Raw genomic sequence first — 19,871 nt, forward strand, 5'->3', positions numbered from 1 at the left:
GCATTTGCGGCGTGGCGGCGATTGTCGCACAGCCACTGTGCAGAATAATCGCGATCAAGCCTTCTGCATCCGTGCATTTATGCGGACAATCGAGCCTTTGAACGTTGGAGCCCGGGATGAGAGCCCGCTGGGATATTTTTTGCAGCGTCGTCGACAACTACGGCGACATCGGCGTGACCTGGCGCCTGGCCCGGCAATTGGTGGTGGAGCATGCCTGTGATGTGTGCTTGTGGGTCGACGACCTGCGCGCCTTCGAACGCATGTGCCCGGCCATTGATGTGCGGCAAGACCTGCAATGGCAGGAAGGCGTGCAAGTGCGCCATTGGCCGGCCGAATGGGTGGCGGCGCCCGCGGCGGATGTGGTGATCGCCGCGTTTGCCTGCCAGTTGCCACCTGAGTACATGGAAGCCATGTCGGCCCACGAGCGTGTGCCGTTGTGGATGAACCTGGATTACCTCAGTGCCGAAGAATGGGTGGTGGGCTGCCACAAGCTGCCGTCGGTGAAATTCAAGGGGGTGCAGAAGTTTTTCTTCTTCCCTGGGTTCAGGCCTGGCACCGGTGGCCTGCTGCGCGAGGCGGGATTGCTGGAGCAGCGTCAGGCGTTTCAGCAGGATGCCAGCGCGCAGCAACATTTCCTGCAAGCCTTGGGCGTGTCTCCTACAGCCGGAGCGCGGCTGATCTCGCTGTTTGCCTACGAAAATGCTGGGCTGGCCAGTTGGCTGGAGGTGTTATCGACGGACGGGCGTGCCACTCATCTGTTGGTTCCCGAGGGGCGCATTCTCGGCGATGTGCAGCGCTGGCTGGGCCTGGACCGGCTGGCAGCGGGGGATATCCACCAGCGCGGAGCACTGACGGTGCAGGTGATTGCGTTTGTCCGCCAAGAGCAATATGACCGGCTGTTGTGGTGCTGCGACTTCAACGCCGTGCGCGGCGAAGACTCGTTCGTGCGTGCCCAATGGGCCGGTCGGCCGCTGCTGTGGCACATCTATCGACAGGACGAAGACATCCATCTCGACAAGCTCGACGCGTTCCTCGAGCTGTACACCGCCGACTTATCACCGGACGCAAGGGCGGCGCTGATCGGGCTTTGGCAAGCCTGGAACACCGAGGCCGATATGGCCCAAGCGTGGAAAAGGCTGCTGGAACACTGGCCGGAGGTGAGCCTGCATGCTGAAACGTGGTGTCTGGAACAGGGCTTGCAGGCCGATCTTGCGACGGCGCTGGTGCAGTTTTATGAAAGTTGGATATGATACGCCACCTTGAATTTTGTAAATCCCATCCAAATTTCGGATATATGCAATGAAAACTGGTAAAGAACTGAAACCCGGTACAGTGATCCGTCTCGAAAACGACCCTTGGCTGGTTCAGAAAGCTGAGTTCACCAAGTCTGGTCGTAACAGCGCAATCATGAAGACCAAGCTGAAGAACCTGCTGACCGGTTACAAGACCGAGATCGTCTACAGCGCCGATGACAAACTGGACGACGTGATCCTCGACCGCAAAGAAGCGACCCTGTCCTTCATCAGCGGCGACACCTACACGTTCATGGACACCACCGACTACACCATGTACGAGCTGAACGCTGAAGATATCGAAGCCGTTCTGCCGTTCATCGAAGAAGGCATGGAAGACGTCTGCGAAGCTATTTTCTTCGAAGAGCGCCTGGTTTCCGTAGAGCTGCCGACCACCATCGTGCGTAAAGTGGCCTACACCGAAGGTTCCGCTCGCGGCGACACTTCGGGCAAGGTGATGAAGCCTGCCAAGCTGAGCAACGGTACCGAACTGCAAGTCGCCGATTTCATCGAAATCGACGACCTGATCGAGATCGACACCCGCGAAGGTGGCTCGTACAAAGGTCGCGCCAAGAAGTAATTCTGGCCCTGCCGATACGAAAAAAAGCCCGACCTTGAGTCGGGCTTTTTTGTGGGCGTTACCTTTTACTTCAAGTGTTGCTTCAGCTCGTCCGAGGCCTGGAGCAGGGCTGAACGTACGGCCGGCACCTGGCTGACGACGTTGAGCAAACCGTAGTCGTGGATCATGCCGTTGTAGCGCACAGCGGTCACCGGTACACCGGCCTGGTCGAGCTTGCGTGCATAGGCTTCGCCTTCATCGCGCAGCACGTCGGCTCCCGCCGTCTGAATCAGCGCGGGCGGCAAGCCCTTGAGCTGGTCAGGGGTGGCCCGCAGCGGCGAGGCGTAGAGCTCGGCGCGTTGCTTGGCGTCGGTGGTGTAGTTGTCCCAGAACCACTTCATCATGTTACGGGTGAGGAAGTGCCCTTCGGCGTATTGGTTGTAGGACGCGGTGTCGAAGTTGGCGTCAGTCACCGGCCACAGCAGCAGTTGGAACTTGATCGCCGGCGTGCCCTTGTCCTTGGCCATCAGGCTGACCACCGCCGCCATGTTGCCGCCGACACTGTTGCCTGCAACCGCCAGGCGCTTGCCGTCGACGTTGATCTCTTGGCCGTGCTCGGCCACCCATTTTGTCGCGCCGTAGGCCTGGTTGATCGCCACCGGATAATGCGCTTCCGGCGAAGGCGTGTAGTTGACGAACACCGCCACCGCCCCCGAACCCACCACCAAATCCCGTACCAGGCGTTCATGGGTCGGGTAGTCCCCGAGCACCCAGCCGCCGCCGTGGAAAAACATGAACACAGGCAATGTGCCCTTGACCCCGGCCGGACGCACGATGGTCAGGTCCAGCGGCTTGCCATCGACCTGGATGGTCTTCTGGCTCACATCCGCCTTGGGCAAGGTCAGCTTCACGCCGGCCTGGGCGCCGGTCAGTACGGCACGAGCGTCCTTGGGCGTCAGCTGTTCGATCGGTTTGCCGGTGCCTGCGTTCAACACATCCAGGAACGCCTGGGTGGTGTGCTCGACCTCACCGGTCGCAGCAAAGGCGTGGGTGATGGACAGGGCGAGCAGGGTGCCGGCGAGCGCTTTACCAATGGTGTTCATGTTCTTCTCCAGGGGCGGCCAAGGTCATTTAGACGGTGACGTGCAGGCGTACATCGACGTTGCCACGGGTGGCGTTGGAGTACGGGCAGACTTGGTGAGCGGCGTCGACCAGGCTTTGCGCGTCGTCCTGGGCCAGGCCCGGCAGGCTGATGTGCAGGTCGATATCCAGACCGAAACCACCGGTGATCTGGCCAATGCCGACGTGGGCAGTGATCGAGGCGTCATCCGGGATTTTGCGTTTGGTCTGGCTGGCGACAAATTTCAGGGCGCCGATAAAGCACGCCGAGTAGCCGGCAGCGAACAGTTGTTCAGGGTTGGTGGCCTGGCCACCGGCACCACCCAGTTCTTTGGGGGTGGAGAGTTTGACATCGAGGATGTTGTCGCTGGAAACAGCACGACCGTCACGGCCGCCGGTGGCGGTAGCGACTGCGGTATAGAGCGTTTGCATAGTGTTTTCCTCTTTGTGTGTAGCGCAAAACATTTGCGCGCTAAGTAGTTGGTGAGGTGAATGTATAGCGCTAATGTTTAGTGCGCAAGATAAATTTATAAAATATTTTCGTGCATCAGAAACTAATGTGGGAGGGGGCTTGCCCCCGATGACGGTCGCTCAGTCAACATCGCTGTCGACAGACATTCCGCTATCGGGGGCAAGCCCCCTCCCACATTGCATGGTTTTGCTGTTCTAAATTGCGTTCTGCAGATTGCTGCGCAGTGCAATCAAATCAGCTTGCAGCTTGCGCAGTTGCTCCAGCGCCAGGCCGCTGGCGCCAAGTATGCACTGCGGAATGCCCATGGCCTTGTCCTGCAGGGCCCGGCCGGCGTCGGTCAACTCTACGACGACCACCCGTTCATCTTCGCGACTGCGGGTACGGCTGAGCAGGCCTTCAGCTTCCAGGCGCTTGAGCAGGGGGGTGAGCGAGCCCGGATCGGTCAGCAGGCGGCTGCTGATTTCGCCGACGGTCAGCCCATCCTCTTCCCACAGCACCATCATGGCCAGGTATTGCGGGTAGGTGAGGCCAAGGGCTTGCAGCAGTGGCTTGTAGACCTTGGTCATCAGCAGCGAAGTGGAGTGCAGGGCAAAACACAGCTGGTTGTCCAGCATCAGTGATTCGCAGGGATCAGGGTTTTTGCTCATGGTGGTACCTCGAAAAGCGTGTCTACGCTGGAATCTAGCGGGCAAATCTTTAATGCGCCAGATAATTCTGTTCGAGCGCTCAGACCAAGCCACTTTGCAGTGCCAGGTCCCAGGGCGGCACCGGGCTGAAACGGGTTTTCAGGTATTCCAGCAACAGCCGGCTGCGCGCATTGGGTTGTTGTTCCAGGCGCAGCGCATAGATCCCGGTGGTCTCCGGACTGGGCAGGCCGTTTTCGCAAAACAGCGGTAGCAGTTCGCCACGCACCAGGTACTCACTGGCCAGCCACGTCGGCAGGTGGGCGATACCCAGCCCGGCCAGAGCGCCGGACAGCAAGGCTTCGGCGTTATTGGCGCTCATGCGGATGCGTTGCGGGCGATAAGTTGCGCGGCGTCCGTCCAGTTCGAAGCGCCAAGCGAACATCGGCGCCAGGCCGTCCCAGTCGAGCCCGTCGTGCTCGCCCAGCTCCCGAGGATGAAGTGGCGTGCCACGGTTTTTCAGATACGCCGGGCTGGCACAGGCGATGCGCACGATGCTGGCCAAGGGCGTGGCGATCAACCGGGTGTCGACGATATGCCCGGCGCGCAACACCAGGTCCACCTTGCCCAGGTGCGCGCCCTGCATGTCCACAAAGCTGTCGATCAAATGCAAGTGCACATCCAGGCCTGGGTACACGTTGAGGAAGTCCGCAATCACCGGCGCCAGGTGCCGCCGCCCAAACGCTGCGGGCGCGTCCACCCGAATCAGGCCCTCCGGCGCATGGCTCAGGGACACCGCCTCAGCCCGCGCCAGCTGCAACTCGCTGACAATCCGGCGCGCCCGTTCGGCAAACGCCAAGCCTGCCGGGGTCGGCACCACCGCGTGGGTGCTGCGCTGGAACAGGCGGCTGCCCACCGAGCTTTCCAGGCTGTCGATACGCCGCGCCACGGCCGAGGGTGTCAGCGGATGGCGGCGCGCGGCGGCGGAAAAACTGCCGGTCTCCAATACATCAAGGAACAGGCCCAGTTGATCGGTGAGGGTATTGGGGTTCATCGAAAAGCCGCTTATGCGAGATTGGCACAGCCATTGTGCGTTGCTGTGCGTTTCCACGCTAGAGCCGACTGCGTAGCATGCAAGGCCTGGGATTGCGGAGTAACAAACGGTGGTGGATTTAGTGATGTACCTGGTCTTGGGCGCGGCCCTGGGCACGGTGGGCGGTCTATTTGGGATTGGCGGCGGGCTGATAGCAATCCCGGTGCTGGGCGTGCTGTTCGGCCTGGATCAGCAGTTGGCCCAAGGCACAGCGCTGGTGATGGTGGTGCCCAACGTGATGCTGGCGCTGTGGCGCTATCACCAACGCAACCGCATTGAGCTGCGCCATGCGCTGCCGTTGGGCGTCATGGGATTCACCTTTGCCTGGCTGGGTTCGATCTGGGCGGTGGGCCTGGACGCGGGGGCCATGCGCATTGGCTTTATCGCTTTCCTGCTGACGCTTTCAGCCTACAACCTGCTGCGCATGTTCACCCGCAACGCGCCGCCGACCGCGCAGATGCGTTACTCCTGGCCATGGCTTGGGGTGCTGGGTGCCGCCTCCGGCTCCATGGGCGGTTTGTTCGGTGTGGGTGGTGCGGTGGTCGCCACGCCAGTGCTGACCAGTCTGTTCGGCACCACCCAGGTGGTTGCCCAAGGCTTGTCCCTGGCGTTGGCATTGCCCAGCACCGGCGTGACACTGGTGACTTACGCCTGGCACCAGGAAGTGGACTGGATGATCGGCGTACCGTTGGCCGTCGGCGGGTTGCTCAGTATCAGTTGGGGCGTGAAGGTCGCCCATGCACTGCCGGAGCGCATATTGCGCGGTCTGTTCTGCGGCTTCCTGGTGGTGTGCGCAGTGATGCTGACCTTTAAAGTCTGAAGCCTTCGAGGATGTACTCCGCCAAGCATTCGGTGATGGGGGAGGTCATTGCCGGGTTGCGTAGCAAGCGCAGATTCATCGACGGCAGCGGCGGAAAACCTTCTTCGCTGCCGAGTACGCGCAGGTCTTCCGTCACCAGGCTTTCCATGCTGACCATCACGGCCAGTCCGGCGCTCACCACGGCCTGAATCGCCGCCACGTTAGAGCTGTGGTAGGCCAGCCGGTAATCGCGCCCGGCGGCGTCCAGCGCTGCCCGGGTCCATTGGGTGCAGAAACTGTCGACCCCGGAAATCGCCAGTGGCAGCGCGTCGTGCTCGTCCACGCAGAAGCACGGGGCGGCCACCCACACCATGCGTTCGGTACGCAACAGCTCGCCGACTTCATTGCCGGGCTCGCGGCTGATGACCGTCAGGGCCAGGTCGCGACGTTGCATCAGCACCGTCGACGCCTCGCAGTGCATCTCGATCTGGATGAGTGGATACGCCTTGGAAAACCGTTTGAGAATCCCCGGCAGGAAACGCATCACGTAGTCATCCGGCGTACCGATACGCACCAGTCCCACCATGTGCGGTTCGCGCAGGGTGTTGAACACTTCGCTGTGCAGTTTCAGGATGCGCCGCGCGTACCCCAGCAATACCTGGCCTTCGGGCGTCAGCCGCACCTGGCGACCGTCCCGCTCGAACAGCTTGCGCTGCAACACGTCTTCTTCCAGGCGCTTCATCTGCATACTCACCGCCGACTGCGTACGGTTGACCAGTTCGCCGGCGCGGGTGAAACCGCCCTGGTCGGCGATGGCGACGAAGGTGCGCAGCACTTCAGTGTCGATGCTCGGGTAGCCGGACAATTGATCAATCTCCGAGATGTATTACATAAGAAACATTCGTTGGATTGATCTTAAACCCAGGCACACACTCGCGCCATCCCCACTGGAGGGCGAGAAGATGAAAGGTCAACGAGGGTTTGTATTGATGGCGAAGCGTCCGTTTTCCGGGCTTTTTCAGAAGGTGGCCCGTTGGCAGGCGCTGCATGAGGAGCGCCAGGTGCTGGCGAACTTGAGCGATGATGCACTCAAGGACATCGGCCTCAATCGCGGCGACGTCGAGCAGGACCGCCACCTGCATTTCTGGCAAGACCCGCTGCGCAAATGATCGCGGATGCAGTAGGGTGGTCGGCGCGCCCACACGGAGAACCCCATGCCCGCCGACCTGTCGTTTTCACTCAAGCAAGCTCGACGCATGGCGCTGGCGGCCCAGGGTTTTTCCGGGCGCCAGGCGCCTGCACTGATCAAGGCTGCGCACCTCAACCGCATGATCGAGCGCCTGGGCGTCTTGCAGATTGATTCGGTCAATGCCGTGGTGCGCTCCCATTACTTGCCGCTGTTTTCCCGTCTGGGCAACTACTCCCCGCTGATACTTGAACAAGCCGCTTGGAGCCAGGGGCGGCGGCGCTCGCTGTTCGAATACTGGGGGCATGAGGCGTCGCTGTTGCCGATGGCGCTGTACCCGCTGATGCGCTGGCGCATGGAGCGGGCCAAGCAGGGCCAGGGCATTTATTCGCAAATGGCGCGCTTCGGGCGTGAGCAGCAGGCCACGATTCAGCGTGTGTTGCAGACCGTCGAGGAGCAGGGCGCATTGGGGGCCGGCAGCTTGTCGACCCGAGAGGAACGCGCCGGCCCGTGGTGGGACTGGAGCGACGAGAAACATGCGCTGGAATGGCTGTTTGCCGCAGGCTTGGTCACGGTGGCCGGTCGCCGTGGGTTTGAGCGGCTCTATGATTTGCCGGAGCGGGTCATTCCCGGCGATATCCTGCAAACCACGGTCACTGAAGCTGAGGCCCTGCGCGGCTTGCTGTTGCACAGTGCTACTGCGCTGGGCGTGGGGACCGAGAAGGACCTGCGCGATTACTTCCGTCTCGACCCCGCCGACAGCCGCAATCGCCTGGCCGAATTGGTCGAGGATGGCCAGCTGCAGGTGTGCCAGGTACAAGGCTGGAAACAACCGGCTTACTGCCTGCCCGAGCCCAAAGTGCCGCGCAAGGTGTCGGCCAGCGCCTTGCTGTCGCCGTTCGATTCGCTGGTGTGGGAGCGTGCGCGTACCGAGCGTTTGTTCGATTTCCGTTACCGCCTGGAGATCTACACCCCGCAAGACAAGCGGGTGTACGGCTACTACGTGCTGCCGTTTCTGCACAATGAACGCATCGCCGCACGCATTGATTTACGCGCCGAACGCGCCAGTGGGCGCCTGGCCGTGCATGCGGTGCATGAGGAAGAGCCGGGGTTGGATGAGGAGGGCATGTTGGCGCTGGCGCAGAACCTTCGGCAAATGGCCGACTGGCTGGGGCTGGAACAGGTGCAGCTCAATTGCCAAAGGCCGAGTGCCGACCGGTTGCGGGTAGCGATGATCAGCATGGGTGGTGTGCTTTAGCGCCTCATCGGGAGTAAGCCGAATCGTCGCACTGCCCCTCCTACACTTGAATGTATTCACATATCAATGTGGGAGGGGCGGTGCGACGATTCGACTTGCCCCCGATGAGGCCCTGAAGGCAACTAAAAATCTCAGCGCTTCACCTGTTTCAACGTCTCGGCAATCAAAAACGCCAATTCCAGCGACTGATCGGCATTCATCCGTGGGTCGCAGTGGGTGTGATAGCGGTCCGACAAACCGTCCTCGGTGATCGGCCGCGCGCCGCCGATGCATTCGGTGACGTTCTGCCCGGTCATCTCGATGTGAATCCCGCCGGCATAGCTGCCTTCGGCCTGGTGCACCTGGAAGAACTCCTTCACCTCGCCCAGGATCTGCGCAAAGTCGCGGGTCTTGTAGCCGCTGCTGGCCTTGATGGTGTTGCCGTGCATCGGGTCCGAGCTCCACAGCACTTGCTTACCTTCGCGCTGCACCGCGCGAATCAGGTTGGGCAGGTGGTCGCCGACCTTGCCTGCGCCCATTCGCGCGATCAGGTTCAGGCGGCCGGGGTCGTTGTCCGGGTTGAGGATGTCGATCAGCCGGATCAGGTCATCCGGGTTCATGCTCGGGCCGACCTTGACCCCGATCGGGTTGTTCACCCCACGCAGGAACTCGACGTGGGCACCGTCCAGTTGGCGTGTGCGGTCGCCGATCCACAGCATGTGGGCCGAGCAGTCGTAGTAGTCGTTGGTCAGGCTGTCACGGCGCACGAAGGCTTGCTCGTAGTTGAGCAGCAGCGCTTCGTGGGCGGTGAAAAAGCTGGTTTCGCGCAGTTGCGGCGAACTGTCCATGCCGCAGGCGCGCATGAACGCCAGGGTTTCGTCGATGCGGTCGGCCAGTTGGCTGTACTTTTCGGCCAGCGCGGAGTTGGCGATGAAGTCCAGGTTCCACTTGTGCACCTGGTGCAGGTCGGCGAAGCCGCCCTGGGCAAAGGCGCGCAGCAGGTTCAGGGTGGCGGTGGACTGGTGGTAGGACTGCAATAGGCGGTCCGGGTCCGGCACACGGCTTTTTTCGTCGAAGCCGATACCGTTGACGATGTCGCCACGGTAGGCGGGCAGGGTGATGCCGTCGATGGTTTCATCGTTGGCCGAACGCGGCTTGGCGAACTGGCCGGCCATGCGTCCCACTTTGACCACCGGGCAACCGGCCGCGAAGGTCATCACAATGGCCATCTGCAGCAGCACCTTGAAGGTGTCGCGGATTTTTGCGGCGGAGAACTCGGCAAAACTCTCGGCGCAGTCACCCCCTTGCAACAGGAACGCGCGACCCTGGGTGACCTCGGCAAACTGGCGGCGCAACTCGCGGGCTTCCCCGGCGAACACCAGCGGCGGGTAGCTGGCCAGGCTTTGCTCCACGTGCAGCAAGTGCGCAGCGTCCGGGTACTGGGGTTGTTGCTGGATTGGCAGGGCGCGCCAGCTGTCGGGGCTCCAGGGTTGGCTCATCATGAACTCGATTGGGTGGTTGACGGTCGGGTGCCAATGTTATCAGCAATTAGTGCGTGACCTGTTGCCGCCGGTTCGCCGACAATCGCGCCTTTGCCGTGTAGCAAACCCGTTAGGAGTAGTGATGACCGAGGAGCGTGTCGAGCGCCTGCTGGCTGAAGTCCATGATGATTTCGGCATGATCCGTGTGCTCGAAGTGGCCGATTACCGTTTTCTCGAGTTTGGCGACGCCATCGAGCAAAGCTGCGTGTTCACTGCCGACCCAAGCTGGCTGGAGTACGACTACACCCGCGCGATGCTGATTGGTGCGCTGTGCCATGAGCAGCCGGAAAGCGCGCTGTTCCTTGGCCTGGGCGCCGGCACGCTGACCCAGGCGTGCCTGAAGTTCCTGCCGCTGGACGATGTGGAAGCCATCGAACTGCGCCCCGATGTGCCGCGCCTGGCCATCGAGTATCTGGGGCTGGATGATGACCCGCGTTTGTACATCCGCGTCGGCGACGCGCTGGAGTTACTCGACAGCGCCGAATCGGCCGACCTGATTTTCGTCGACCTTTATACCGATGTCGGCCCCGGCGTCGGGCACCTGGCGTGGACGTTCCTGGAGAACTGCCAGAAGAAACTCAACCCCGGCGGCTGGCTGGTGATCAACCAGTGGGCGACCGACGATGGCAAGCCGCTGGGCGCAGCGTTGTTGCGTGGCTTGTACCACCGCCATTATTGGGAACTGCCGGTGAAGGAGGGCAATGTGATTCTGTTGGTGCCGTCCGAGCTGGACCAAGAACTGGACAGGGGGGCGCTCTCGGACCGTGCCGAAGCGTTGGCGCCGCGGTTGGGGTACTCGTTGCAGCCGTTGATCAAGGCGATTCGGCCGGCAACTTAGTTGTCTGCACCGACGCCATCGGGGGCAAGCCCCCTCCCACATTCGACCGCATTCCAAACTGTGGGAGGGGGCTTGCCCCCGATGAGGCCATCACTGCCTGAACTCAAATGCCCTTGAACACCCCCGGCCGCTTCTCGACCATCGCCCGCACGCCTTCCTTGGCATCCTCGCTGTTGAGCAGTTTATCCACCATCGGCGGCAACGCGGCTGCCGCCACGGTTTCACCTTCCATGCGCGCCAACCGGGCCGACATCAACGTGGCCTGCACACCCAGTGGCGCCTGACGGGCGATGCGGTGGGCCAATTCGACGGCGCGCGGCAGCAGGTCTTCGCTGGCCATCACTTCCTGCACCAAACCCAGGCGCAGCGCGTCATGGGCGTCGAACTCATCGCCGGTGAGCAGCCAGCGCATCGCGTTGCCCCAGCCGGCGACCTGATGAAAGCGCAACGTCGCGCCGCCGAACGGAAAGATGCCACGCTGAACTTCCATCTGCGCAAAGCGCGTGTTGCTCGCGCAAAGATTGATATCCGCCGCCAGCATCAACTCGATACCGATCGTCAGGCAGTAGCCTTGGGCCGCGACGATTACCGGTTTGCTCACGCGCGGCCCGGCAAACACGCCCCAGGGATCACACCCACCCAGCGGCGGTTGCCAGCCACCGGCCATCACGCCGCTGACATTGGCCAGGTCCAGTCCGGCCGTGAAGTGATCGCCGTGGGCAAACACCACCGCCACCCGCGCGTCGTCATTTCGATCAAATTCGCCATACGCCAGGCTCAGCTCATTGAGCAGGTCCAAGTCGAAAGCGTTGCGTTTGGCCACCCGGTCCAGGCCCAGCAACAGGACATGGCCCTGGAGTTCTCGGCTGACGCGGCTGCTGCTGGCTGGATTCATCGGGGGTGCCCTCGGGCGCGGGGAAGGGTTTCAGACCAAAGGGCCTGAAAGGTCGGGTGAACCGTTTAAGCGTTATGACCAGCAGGGCCGGGCCTTTGAAAAATAGACCCTGCCGGTGTTCTCTGCAAAGGCTGTGACGCAGCTCGGTTTATCAATGCTTTGCGATAAAAAAAGCTCCCTTTTTCAGCTATTTCCGGTATAGTGCGCGCCGGCCTTTAACCGGGCCGCGTTTAGGTAGCGCAATTCCCCGAAGTCAGCTTCGGCTGCACGTCCGCACAGCGGACTCTCCCTTGACGAATCTTTTTCATTCATTCGTTTTCGCAAATCCCCGCCGACAAAGCAGCCAGGGCGACTCTTGAGTCTCAACACGGCATGCGCAGCTTTGGAGCATGGGTCTTTGCGGATGCACTTAGAGGCAGACCCATGACCCAGGAAACCGGCGGCTTCGCCGCTTTTAATCTTAACCCGAACATTCTCGCTGCCGTCATCGCGACCGGCTACGAAGAACCTTCGGCGATTCAGCAGCAATCGATCCCGATCATCATGGCCGGCCAGGACATGATTGGCCAGGCGCAAACCGGTACCGGTAAAACCGCCGCGTTCGCCCTGCCTATCCTGCATTGCATCGATCCTGCCAAGCGCGAACCGCAAGCCCTGATCCTGGCGCCAACCCGTGAGTTGGCGCTGCAAGTAGCAACCGCTTTTGAAACCTACGCCAAGCAAATGCCAGGCGTAACCGTTGTGGCCGTTTACGGCGGCGCGCCTATGGGCCCACAACTCAAAGCTATCCGTAACGGCGCACAGATCGTTGTCGCCACCCCGGGCCGTCTGTGCGACCACCTGCGTCGTGACGAGAAAGTCTTGTCGACCGTGAACCACCTGGTTCTCGACGAAGCTGACGAAATGTTGAAGCTGGGCTTCATGGATGACCTGGAAGTCATCTTCAAGGCACTGCCACCGACCCGTCAGACCGTACTGTTCTCGGCCACCCTGCCACAGTCGATCCGTGCCATTGCCGAACGCCACCTGCGCGATCCGCAACACGTGAAGATCCAGACCAAGACTCAGACCGTTACCGCGATCGAACAGGCTCACCTGTTGGTTCACGCTGACCAGAAGACCTCGGCTGTATTGAGCCTGCTGGAAGTCGAAGACTTCGACGCCCTGATCATGTTCGTGCGTACCAAGCAAGCGACCCTGGACCTGGCCAGTGCCCTGGAAGCGAAAGGCTATAAAGCCGCTGCGCTGAACGGTGACATCGCCCAGAACCAACGTGAGCGCGTGATCGACTCCCTCAAGGATGGCCGTCTGGACATCGTTGTGGCGACCGACGTTGCCGCCCGTGGTCTCGACGTTCCACGTATCACCCACGTGTTCAACGTTGACATGCCGTACGACCCAGAGTCCTACGTTCACCGTATCGGCCGTACCGGCCGTGCCGGTCGCGAAGGCCGTGCACTGCTGCTGGTGACTCCACGTGAGCGCCGCATGCTGCAAGTGATCGAGCGTGTAACCGGCCAGAAAGTTGCCGAAGTCCGCCTGCCGGATGCCCAGGCAGTCCTGGATGCTCGCATCAAGAAACTGACCAACAGCCTGGCGCCACTGGTGGCTGACGCTGAATCGACCCACGGCGACCTGCTGGACCGCCTGACCGCCGATATCGGTTGCACCCCGCGTGCCCTGGCTGCAGCTCTGCTGCGCAAAGCCACCAACGGTCAGGCCCTGACCCTGGCAGCCATCGAGAAAGAACGTCCACTGGTTCCGAACAACGCGCCACGCGGTGATCGTCCAGAGCGTACCGGCGACCGTCCGGACCGTGGTGACCGTGAGCGTCGCGCTCCGGTGCCACTGGCTGAAGGCCGTGCTCGCTGCCGTACCGCGCTGGGCGCGCGTGATGGCATCGCTGCCAAGAACCTGCTGGGCGCTATCCTCAACGAGGGTGGCCTGGCACGTGAAGCCATCGGTCGCATCCAGGTGCGTGACAGCTTCTCCCTGGTGGAGCTGCCGGAAGACGGTCTGGAAAAACTGCTGACCAAGCTGAAAGACACCCGCGTTGCCGGTAAGCAGCTGAAGCTGCGTCGCTACCGCGAAGATTGATCCGCCCTTGGGCTGATTGATCGAACATAAAAAATCCCCGACTGGTTCGGGGATTTTTTTTGCCTGGCATTTCTGGATCAGCACTCGGTCAACGGTGGGAGCAAGCCCCACAGTTCGATTTCCATCAGCCGAAACGGTAGATGTCCATCCCCAGCGCGCCCAGCGTGAAGCCCTGGTGCGCCACGCTGAAATCGCCACCGGCGCCCCGCGCAAAATACAGCGGCAGCAGGTGCTCATCGCTGGGATGACTGCGCACCGCATGGGGCGCCTGTCGGCGATAGTCATGCAATGCAGCCTCATCATTGGCGGCCAGCTTATCCACCACCCAGTCACGGAAGTCCCGTGCCCACGGCTCAATGCTTTCGGCCCCCGCGTGCCAGTCCAGTTCGCCCAGGTTATGGGTGATGCTGCCCGAGCCGATCAACAACACGCCTTGCTCACGCAGACTGCTCAAGGCATGCCCGACGCGTGTCTGCAGGGCAGGGCCCATACGGCTGGGCAGGGACACCTGCACCACCGGAATGTCAGCCGCCGGGTACATCAGCGACAGTGGCACCCAGGTGCCGTGGTCAAACGGGCGGCGCTCGTCTATGCGTGCATTCAGGCCATCGGTGTGCAGCAGTTGGACAATCTCGCTGGCCAGTTGCGGATCGCCCGGCGCCGGGTACTGCACCGCAAACAGTTCGCGAGGGAAGCCGCCGAAGTCATGCCAGGTTTCGGGCGCGGGGCTGCCGCTGACCAGCAGTTCATGGCTCTCCCAGTGTGCCGACACCACCACGATCGCCTTGGGCCGTGGCAGCTCGGCAGCCAGACGCTGCAATGCCGGGCCGCTGGCGCCGGGTTGCAGGGCAAGCATGGGCGAACCGTGCGAGATAAACAGGCTGGGGAGCATAAGTGGGGTCCTGAGCGTTAACATGGGCCCATCTTCAATCAGATCATTGATCTAAATCTAATATAAGTTTTAGTGCCTTTTGATCGAATTTCCGGGGGGATCCATGGAGCCTAAATTTTGGCAAGAGCGCTGGGCGCGCAATCAGATCGGCTTTCACTTGCCCGAGGTCAATCCGTACCTGCTGCGGCATTGGTCGCATCTGTCCCTGGCCGATGACGCCAAAGTGCTTGTGCCGCTGTGTGGCAAAAGCCTGGACCTGATGTGGCTGGCCAGTCATGGGTTGCGCGTCATGGGCGTGGAACTGTCGGAGCAGGCCGTCGAAACGTTTTTCAGCGAGCAGAGCCTGACGCCACACATCACCCGGCGCGGTGCCTTCACGGTCTACCAGGCGGATTTGCTTGAGGTGTGGTGCGGCGATTTCTTCGCCCTGGGCGCCGAGGATCTGGCCGACTGCACCGCGCTATATGATCGCGCTGCATTGATCGCCTTGCCGCCGCTGATGCGTGCGCAATACGCCGAACATCTGAACACTTTGCTGCGCCCAGGGTGTCAGGGGCTGTTGGTCACCCTTGATTATGACCAGACCCAAAAGGCCGGGCCGCCGTTTGCGGTGACGGATGACGAAGTAGCGGTGCTGTTTGGTTTGAAATGGACCTTGGAGGTGTTGGAGGCGCGAGACATCCTGGGCGAGAGTTGGAAGTTTGTGCAGGATGGCGTTACGCGGCTTGATGAGCGTGTCTATCGGCTGGTTATGCGTTGACCGGGGCAGTTCGTGCGCGGCGCTGGACCTGTGGCGAGGGAGCTTGCTCCCGCCGGCGGCCTGACAGCCGAGCGCCATCTAACGGTTAGACTGCGATCCAAATGTGGAAGGGGGCTTGCCCCCGATAGCGGTGTGTCAGTCGATTCATCAGGTGACTGATTCAGCGCCATCGAGGCATCGGTATCTACACCACCCTGGGTATGGTGCTGGACCTGTGGCGAGGGAGCTTGCTCCCGCTGACAGCCGACCACCATCTAACGGTTAGGCCGCGATCCAAATGTGGGAGGGGGCTTGCCCCCGATAGCGGTGTGTCAGTCGATTCATCAGGTGACTGATTCAGCGCCATCGGGGCCTTGGTATCTACACCACCCTGGGTATGGCGCTGGACCTGTGGCGAGGGAGCTTGCTCCCGCCGGCTGCCTGACAGCCGACCACCATCTAACGGTTAGACCGCGATCCAAATGTGGGAGGGGGCTTGCCCCCGATAGCGGTGTGTCAGTCGATTCATCAGGTGACTGATTCAGCGCCATTGGGGCCTCGGTATCTACAGCACTCTGGGTATGGCGCTGAACCTGTGGCGAGGGAGCTTGCTCCCGCCGGCTGCCTGACAGCCGACCACCATCTAACGGTTAGGCCGCGATCCAAATGTGGGAGGGGGCTTGCCCCCGATAGCAGCGTGTCAGTCGATTAATCAGGTGACTGATTCAGCGCCATCGGGGCTTGGGCATCTACACAATTCTGGGTATGGCGCTGGACCTGTGGCGAGGGAGCTTGCTCCCGTGGCGGCCTGACAGCTGACCTGGATGTTGGATCAGACAGGGTACATATCCGTTATTTAGGTAACGGCGGCTTATGGTTCCGCTCTTACAGCGGGTCACTTTTGGAAGAGCGCCAAAAGTAACCAAAAACGCTTCGCCCCAACACTCGGCACCTCGCTCACGCTCGGTGTGCCCGTAATCCGACAGGTATTTGGGGGGCCGCCGCCACGCGCCATCCATGGCGCGGGGCGGCTAAACCGGCATCCCTGCCGGTTTACCCCCCAAATCCCTGTCGAATTCCGGCCAGCGTGTTTGACGGGGCGCCTGAGATCAAAAGCGAGATCAAGATCAAGAGCGGCTCGCTTCGCATCGTGGTTAGAGTGTTGGTTGCTGCAAAATTGTGTGGATACCTATGGCCATTGCGGGTAAGCCCGATTTCCACATTTGCCCGCTTACGCCTGTGGGAGCCGGGCTTGCCCGCGATGACGATAGAAGCGCCCACAAAAAAGGGGCGATCTGATCGCCCCTTCTTGTGTCACCTTGCCATCAGCCCCGACGGCGCAGTGCGTCGATACGCTCTTCCAACGGTGGGTGGCTCATGAACAGGCGAGCCATGCCCTGTTTGATGCCGCCGTTGATGCCGAAGGCGGTCAGGCTGTCCGGCATATGCACCGGCAGGCCCTGTTCGGAGCGCAGGTGTTGCAGTGCTGCGATCATCGCCCCGGTACCCGCCAGGCGGGCCCCGGCTTCGTCTGCGCGGAATTCCCGTTTGCGCGAGAACCACATGGTGATCGCGCTGGCCAGGAAGCCCAGCACCACTTCGGCGAAGATGGTCGCCACGAAGTAGGCAATGCCCCGGCCGCCTTCGTTCTTGAAGATCACCTTGTCGACGAAGTTGCCGATGATCCGCGCGAAAAACATCACGAAGGTGTTCACCACGCCCTGGACCAGTGCCAAGGTGACCATGTCACCGTTGGCGACGTGGCCGATTTCGTGGGCCAGCACGGCTTTCACTTCATCGTACGAGAAGCGTTCCAGCATGCCCTGGCTGACCGCAACAAGTGCGTCGTTCTTGTTCCAGCCGGTGGCAAAGGCGTTGGCTTCATAAGCCGGGAAAATCCCGACCTCGGGCATCTTGATCCCCGCCTCGCGGGACAACTGCTCGACGGTTTGCAGCAACCATTGTTCGTGCCGGGTACGTGGCTGGGTGATGACCTGGGTGCTGGTGCTCATCTTCGCCATCCACTTGGAGATGAACAGCGAGAACAACGAGCCGGCGAAACCAAAGACCGCACAGAAAACCAGCAGCTGATTGAGGTTCAGGTCAACCCCGTTGGCCGCCATGAACCCGTTGAAGCCGAAAAGGCTCAAGGTGATGCTGGCAATCAGCACGACCGCAAGGTTAGTGGCCAAGAACAGCAGGATGCGCATCATGGTTGTAGAGTTCTCCTCAGGCTTAATATGTCGCGTACTGCGGGGTATATAAGGTGCGGCATGGGGTGATTCAACCGAGCGACTATTTCAAACTGTGTCCTACAGTCAGAACGTAGAGCCTTGAAGGGATTTTCCGAGAGGGAAAAGGCCCCTTGATCGGTTCGTCGGTGCCTTGCAGCCCTGTAATTATAGGGGGCGGGTGGCTTTTGCGAGTCCCGCGAAGTGTTGGAGCGAGGAAAGGGCAGAGAAGTGTTGCCAGATACTCGCTGTACGACCGACTGTCGGTCGCACAGCGCCGTTTCCATTACTGGCGATAGGACTTGAGGAAGTTGCCGATGCGACCAATGGCCATGTCCAGGTCATCCACACGCGGCAAGGTCACCACGCGGAAGTGGTCCGGCCACGGCCAGTTGAACGCGGTGCCTTGCACCACCAGCAGTTTTTCCGACAGCAGCAGGTCGAGCACGAACTTCTCGTCGTTGAGGATCGGGCAGACCTTCGGGTCGATCCGCGGGAAGGCATACAGCGCCCCCATGGGCTTCACGCAGCTCACGCCCGGGATCGCATTGAGCAGCTCCCACGTACGGTTGCGCTGTTCCAGCAGGCGGCCCTGGGGCAGGATCAGGTCATTGATGCTCTGGTAGCCGCCGAGGGCGGTCTGGATCGCATGTTGGCTCGGCACGTTGGCGCACAGGCGCATGTTGGCCAGCATGTCGATGCCTTCGATGTAGCTCTGGGCGTTGTGCTTGGGCCCGGAAATGGCGATCCAGCCGGAGCGAAAGCCCGCCACGCGGTAGGACTTCGACAGGCCGTTGAAGGTCAGGCACAGCAGGTCCGGCGCCAGGGAACCGGTGCAGATATGCACCGCATCGTCGTAGAGGATCTTGTCGTAGATCTCGTCGGAGAACACCACCAGGTTGTGCTGGCGTGCCAGCTCGAGCATGCCCAGCAACACTTCCTTGGAGTACACCGCGCCTGTGGGGTTGTTCGGGTTGATGATCACCAGGGCTTTGGTATTCGGGGTGATCTTGGCCTTGATGTCGGCCAGGTCCGGGAACCAGTCGGCGCCTTCGTCACACAGGTAGTGCACCGGGTGGCCACCGGCCAGGGTCACGGCGGCGGTCCACAGCGGGTAGTCCGGCGCGGGTACCAGGACTTCGTCGCCATTGTTGAGCAGTGCCTGCATGGACATCACGATCAGCTCGGACACACCATTGCCCAGGTAGATGTCTTCGATACCGACACCTTCGACCTGCTTCTGCTGGTAGTACTGCATCACCGCCTTGCGCGCGCTGAACAGGCCCTTGGAGTCACTGTAGCCCTGGGCGGTGGGCAGGTTGCGGATCACGTCCTGGAGGATTTCGTCCGGCGCTTCGAAACCAAAGGGCGCCGGGTTGCCGATGTTCAGCTTGAGGATGCGATGGCCTTCCTCTTCCAGGCGCTTGGCGTGCTTGAGCACTGGGCCGCGAATGTCGTAGCAGACGTTGGCGAGCTTGTTCGATTTGCTGACCTGCATGGCGATGTGATCCTGAAAATGAACGATCCAGACGGTGTGGGCACTACCGTACGTTGAATCCTGCGCAGGCCGCACCCATAAATACGTTTGAATGCCGGTAGCGCGGGTGCCAGACTGGCGTTTTGAAGAGGCGCAATCATACGTGCCGCCTGATCTATGGAAAAGATACAGATCAGGGTTTTTCAATTGCCGAGGTGTACCGATGGAAAAGCTGCAGAAAACCGTTGATGAATGGAAGGCAATGCTCGACCCAGAGCAGTACAACGTGTGCCGTCTCAAGGGCACCGAGCGGCCTTTCAGCGGCAAGTACAACGCAACCAAGACCGACGGCGTGTATCACTGCATCTGCTGCAACGCGCCGCTGTTCGATTCGACCACCAAGTTTGATTCCGGCTGCGGCTGGCCAAGCTTCTACGCGCCGATCGCCGACAGCGCGATGGTCGAGATCCGCGACGTCAGCCACGGCATGATCCGCACCGAAGTCACCTGCGCCAAGTGCGATGCGCACCTGGGCCACGTGTTCCCGGACGGCCCGCCGCCGACCGGCCTGCGTTATTGCATCAACTCGGTGTGCCTGGACCTCGTCCCGCGCTAGCGATCGGGTTGTAACCCGACCGAAAAATGGGGGAGCGGGCCCGCTTGTGTCTTGAACCAGACTTAAACTGAAGGTGAGAGCGGTGAGTGACAAGCTGAATGCCCGAAGTGCTTAAAGCACGTGTGGGAGCCCATGCTGTCACTCACCTCTCCACTCTGGTCATTG

General features: G+C 61.2%; 19 protein-coding genes. 9 read left to right on the top strand and 10 right to left on the bottom strand.

Annotation, left to right across the window (positions count from 1 at the left end):
* The first annotated feature begins 116 nt into the window (after positions 1-116).
* Both earP and K7431_RS27500 read left to right on the top strand, forming a co-directional pair.
* Positions 117-1,250 (top strand): elongation factor P maturation arginine rhamnosyltransferase EarP, encoded by a 1,134-nt coding sequence (gene earP / locus K7431_RS27495; protein WP_012722991.1) that lies wholly within the window; start codon positions 117-119, stop codon positions 1,248-1,250.
* A gap of 49 nt (positions 1,251-1,299) precedes the next feature.
* Entirely contained in the window at positions 1,300-1,872 is a 573-nt protein-coding gene (locus K7431_RS27500; RefSeq protein WP_003172723.1) for an elongation factor P, read from the top strand.
* 65 nt (positions 1,873-1,937) lie between these two features.
* Here K7431_RS27500 and K7431_RS27505 read toward each other — a convergent pair whose 3' ends face one another.
* From K7431_RS27505 to K7431_RS27520, 4 genes are all read right to left on the bottom strand, one after another.
* On the bottom strand, positions 1,938-2,954 hold the full coding sequence (locus K7431_RS27505; RefSeq protein WP_012722992.1) for an alpha/beta hydrolase fold domain-containing protein: 1,017 nt from the start codon (positions 2,952-2,954) through the stop codon (positions 1,938-1,940).
* Between the two features lie 28 nt (positions 2,955-2,982).
* Positions 2,983-3,402, bottom strand: coding sequence for an organic hydroperoxide resistance protein (locus K7431_RS27510; RefSeq protein WP_012722993.1), 420 nt, complete (start codon positions 3,400-3,402; stop codon positions 2,983-2,985).
* 234 nt (positions 3,403-3,636) lie between these two features.
* Positions 3,637-4,089, bottom strand: coding sequence for a MarR family winged helix-turn-helix transcriptional regulator (locus K7431_RS27515; protein ID WP_012722994.1), 453 nt, complete (start codon positions 4,087-4,089; stop codon positions 3,637-3,639).
* Positions 4,090-4,168: 79 nt separating this feature from the next.
* Positions 4,169-5,119, bottom strand: coding sequence for a LysR family transcriptional regulator (locus K7431_RS27520; protein WP_012722995.1), 951 nt, complete (start codon positions 5,117-5,119; stop codon positions 4,169-4,171).
* A 109-nt stretch (positions 5,120-5,228) separates the two neighbouring features.
* Here K7431_RS27520 and K7431_RS27525 point away from each other — a divergent pair, with 109 nt between their 5' ends.
* Positions 5,229-5,978, top strand: coding sequence for a sulfite exporter TauE/SafE family protein (locus K7431_RS27525; RefSeq protein WP_012722996.1), 750 nt, complete (start codon positions 5,229-5,231; stop codon positions 5,976-5,978).
* On the opposite strand, the gene K7431_RS27530 is transcribed toward K7431_RS27525, so the two are convergent.
* A complete protein-coding gene (locus K7431_RS27530) occupies positions 5,968-6,822 on the bottom strand; it encodes a LysR family transcriptional regulator (RefSeq protein WP_012722997.1) in 855 nt (284 codons plus the stop codon). The genes K7431_RS27525 and K7431_RS27530 overlap by 11 nt on opposite strands.
* A 97-nt stretch (positions 6,823-6,919) precedes the next feature.
* Here K7431_RS27530 and K7431_RS27535 point away from each other — a divergent pair, with 97 nt between their 5' ends.
* Both K7431_RS27535 and K7431_RS27540 read left to right on the top strand, forming a co-directional pair.
* Positions 6,920-7,126 (top strand): DUF1127 domain-containing protein, encoded by a 207-nt coding sequence (locus K7431_RS27535; RefSeq protein ID WP_043205011.1) that lies wholly within the window; start codon positions 6,920-6,922, stop codon positions 7,124-7,126.
* Between the two features lie 45 nt (positions 7,127-7,171).
* A complete protein-coding gene (locus tag K7431_RS27540) occupies positions 7,172-8,401 on the top strand; it encodes a winged helix-turn-helix domain-containing protein (protein ID WP_012722999.1) in 1,230 nt (409 codons plus the stop codon).
* A gap of 131 nt (positions 8,402-8,532) precedes the next feature.
* Here the strand turns inward: K7431_RS27540 and K7431_RS27545 are convergent, their stop codons facing one another.
* Positions 8,533-9,879: a class II 3-deoxy-7-phosphoheptulonate synthase gene (locus tag K7431_RS27545; RefSeq protein WP_012723000.1), complete on the bottom strand. Its 1,347-nt coding sequence runs from the start codon at positions 9,877-9,879 to the stop codon at positions 8,533-8,535.
* Between the two features lie 124 nt (positions 9,880-10,003).
* Here K7431_RS27545 and K7431_RS27550 point away from each other — a divergent pair, with 124 nt between their 5' ends.
* A complete protein-coding gene (locus K7431_RS27550) occupies positions 10,004-10,759 on the top strand; it encodes a spermidine synthase (RefSeq protein ID WP_012723001.1) in 756 nt (251 codons plus the stop codon).
* A 103-nt stretch (positions 10,760-10,862) separates the two neighbouring features.
* Here K7431_RS27550 and K7431_RS27555 read toward each other — a convergent pair whose 3' ends face one another.
* Complete coding sequence (locus tag K7431_RS27555) at positions 10,863-11,654, bottom strand: crotonase/enoyl-CoA hydratase family protein (RefSeq protein WP_012723002.1); 792 nt, start codon at positions 11,652-11,654, stop codon at positions 10,863-10,865.
* Positions 11,655-12,077: 423 nt separating this feature from the next.
* Here K7431_RS27555 and K7431_RS27560 point away from each other — a divergent pair, with 423 nt between their 5' ends.
* Positions 12,078-13,751 carry a DEAD/DEAH box helicase gene (locus tag K7431_RS27560; RefSeq protein ID WP_003233351.1) on the top strand — a complete coding sequence of 558 codons (1,674 nt, stop codon included), beginning with the start codon at positions 12,078-12,080 and terminating at the stop codon, positions 13,749-13,751.
* A gap of 124 nt (positions 13,752-13,875) precedes the next feature.
* Here K7431_RS27560 and K7431_RS27565 read toward each other — a convergent pair whose 3' ends face one another.
* Positions 13,876-14,643: a DODA-type extradiol aromatic ring-opening family dioxygenase gene (locus K7431_RS27565; RefSeq protein WP_012723003.1), complete on the bottom strand. Its 768-nt coding sequence runs from the start codon at positions 14,641-14,643 to the stop codon at positions 13,876-13,878.
* Between the two features lie 103 nt (positions 14,644-14,746).
* On the opposite strand from K7431_RS27565, the gene K7431_RS27570 reads away from it, so the two are divergent.
* A complete protein-coding gene (locus tag K7431_RS27570; RefSeq protein ID WP_012723004.1) occupies positions 14,747-15,403 on the top strand; it encodes a thiopurine S-methyltransferase in 657 nt (218 codons plus the stop codon).
* Between the two features lie 1,304 nt (positions 15,404-16,707).
* On the opposite strand, the gene htpX is transcribed toward K7431_RS27570, so the two are convergent.
* Positions 16,708-17,595 carry a protease HtpX gene (gene htpX, locus K7431_RS27575; RefSeq protein WP_012723005.1) on the bottom strand — a complete coding sequence of 296 codons (888 nt, stop codon included), beginning with the start codon at positions 17,593-17,595 and terminating at the stop codon, positions 16,708-16,710.
* Positions 17,596-17,899: 304 nt separating this feature from the next.
* Positions 17,900-19,111 carry a pyridoxal phosphate-dependent aminotransferase gene (locus tag K7431_RS27580; RefSeq protein WP_012723006.1) on the bottom strand — a complete coding sequence of 404 codons (1,212 nt, stop codon included), beginning with the start codon at positions 19,109-19,111 and terminating at the stop codon, positions 17,900-17,902.
* 202 nt (positions 19,112-19,313) lie between these two features.
* On the opposite strand from K7431_RS27580, the gene msrB reads away from it, so the two are divergent.
* Entirely contained in the window at positions 19,314-19,706 is a 393-nt protein-coding gene (msrB, locus tag K7431_RS27585) for a peptide-methionine (R)-S-oxide reductase MsrB (protein WP_012723007.1), read from the top strand.
* The last annotated feature ends 165 nt before the right edge of the window (positions 19,707-19,871 follow it).

Origin of the sequence: Pseudomonas fluorescens group sp. (assembly GCF_020093335.1) — a bacterium.
In the GTDB taxonomy this organism is placed as follows: Bacteria; Pseudomonadota; Gammaproteobacteria; order Pseudomonadales; family Pseudomonadaceae; genus Aquipseudomonas; species Aquipseudomonas petroselini.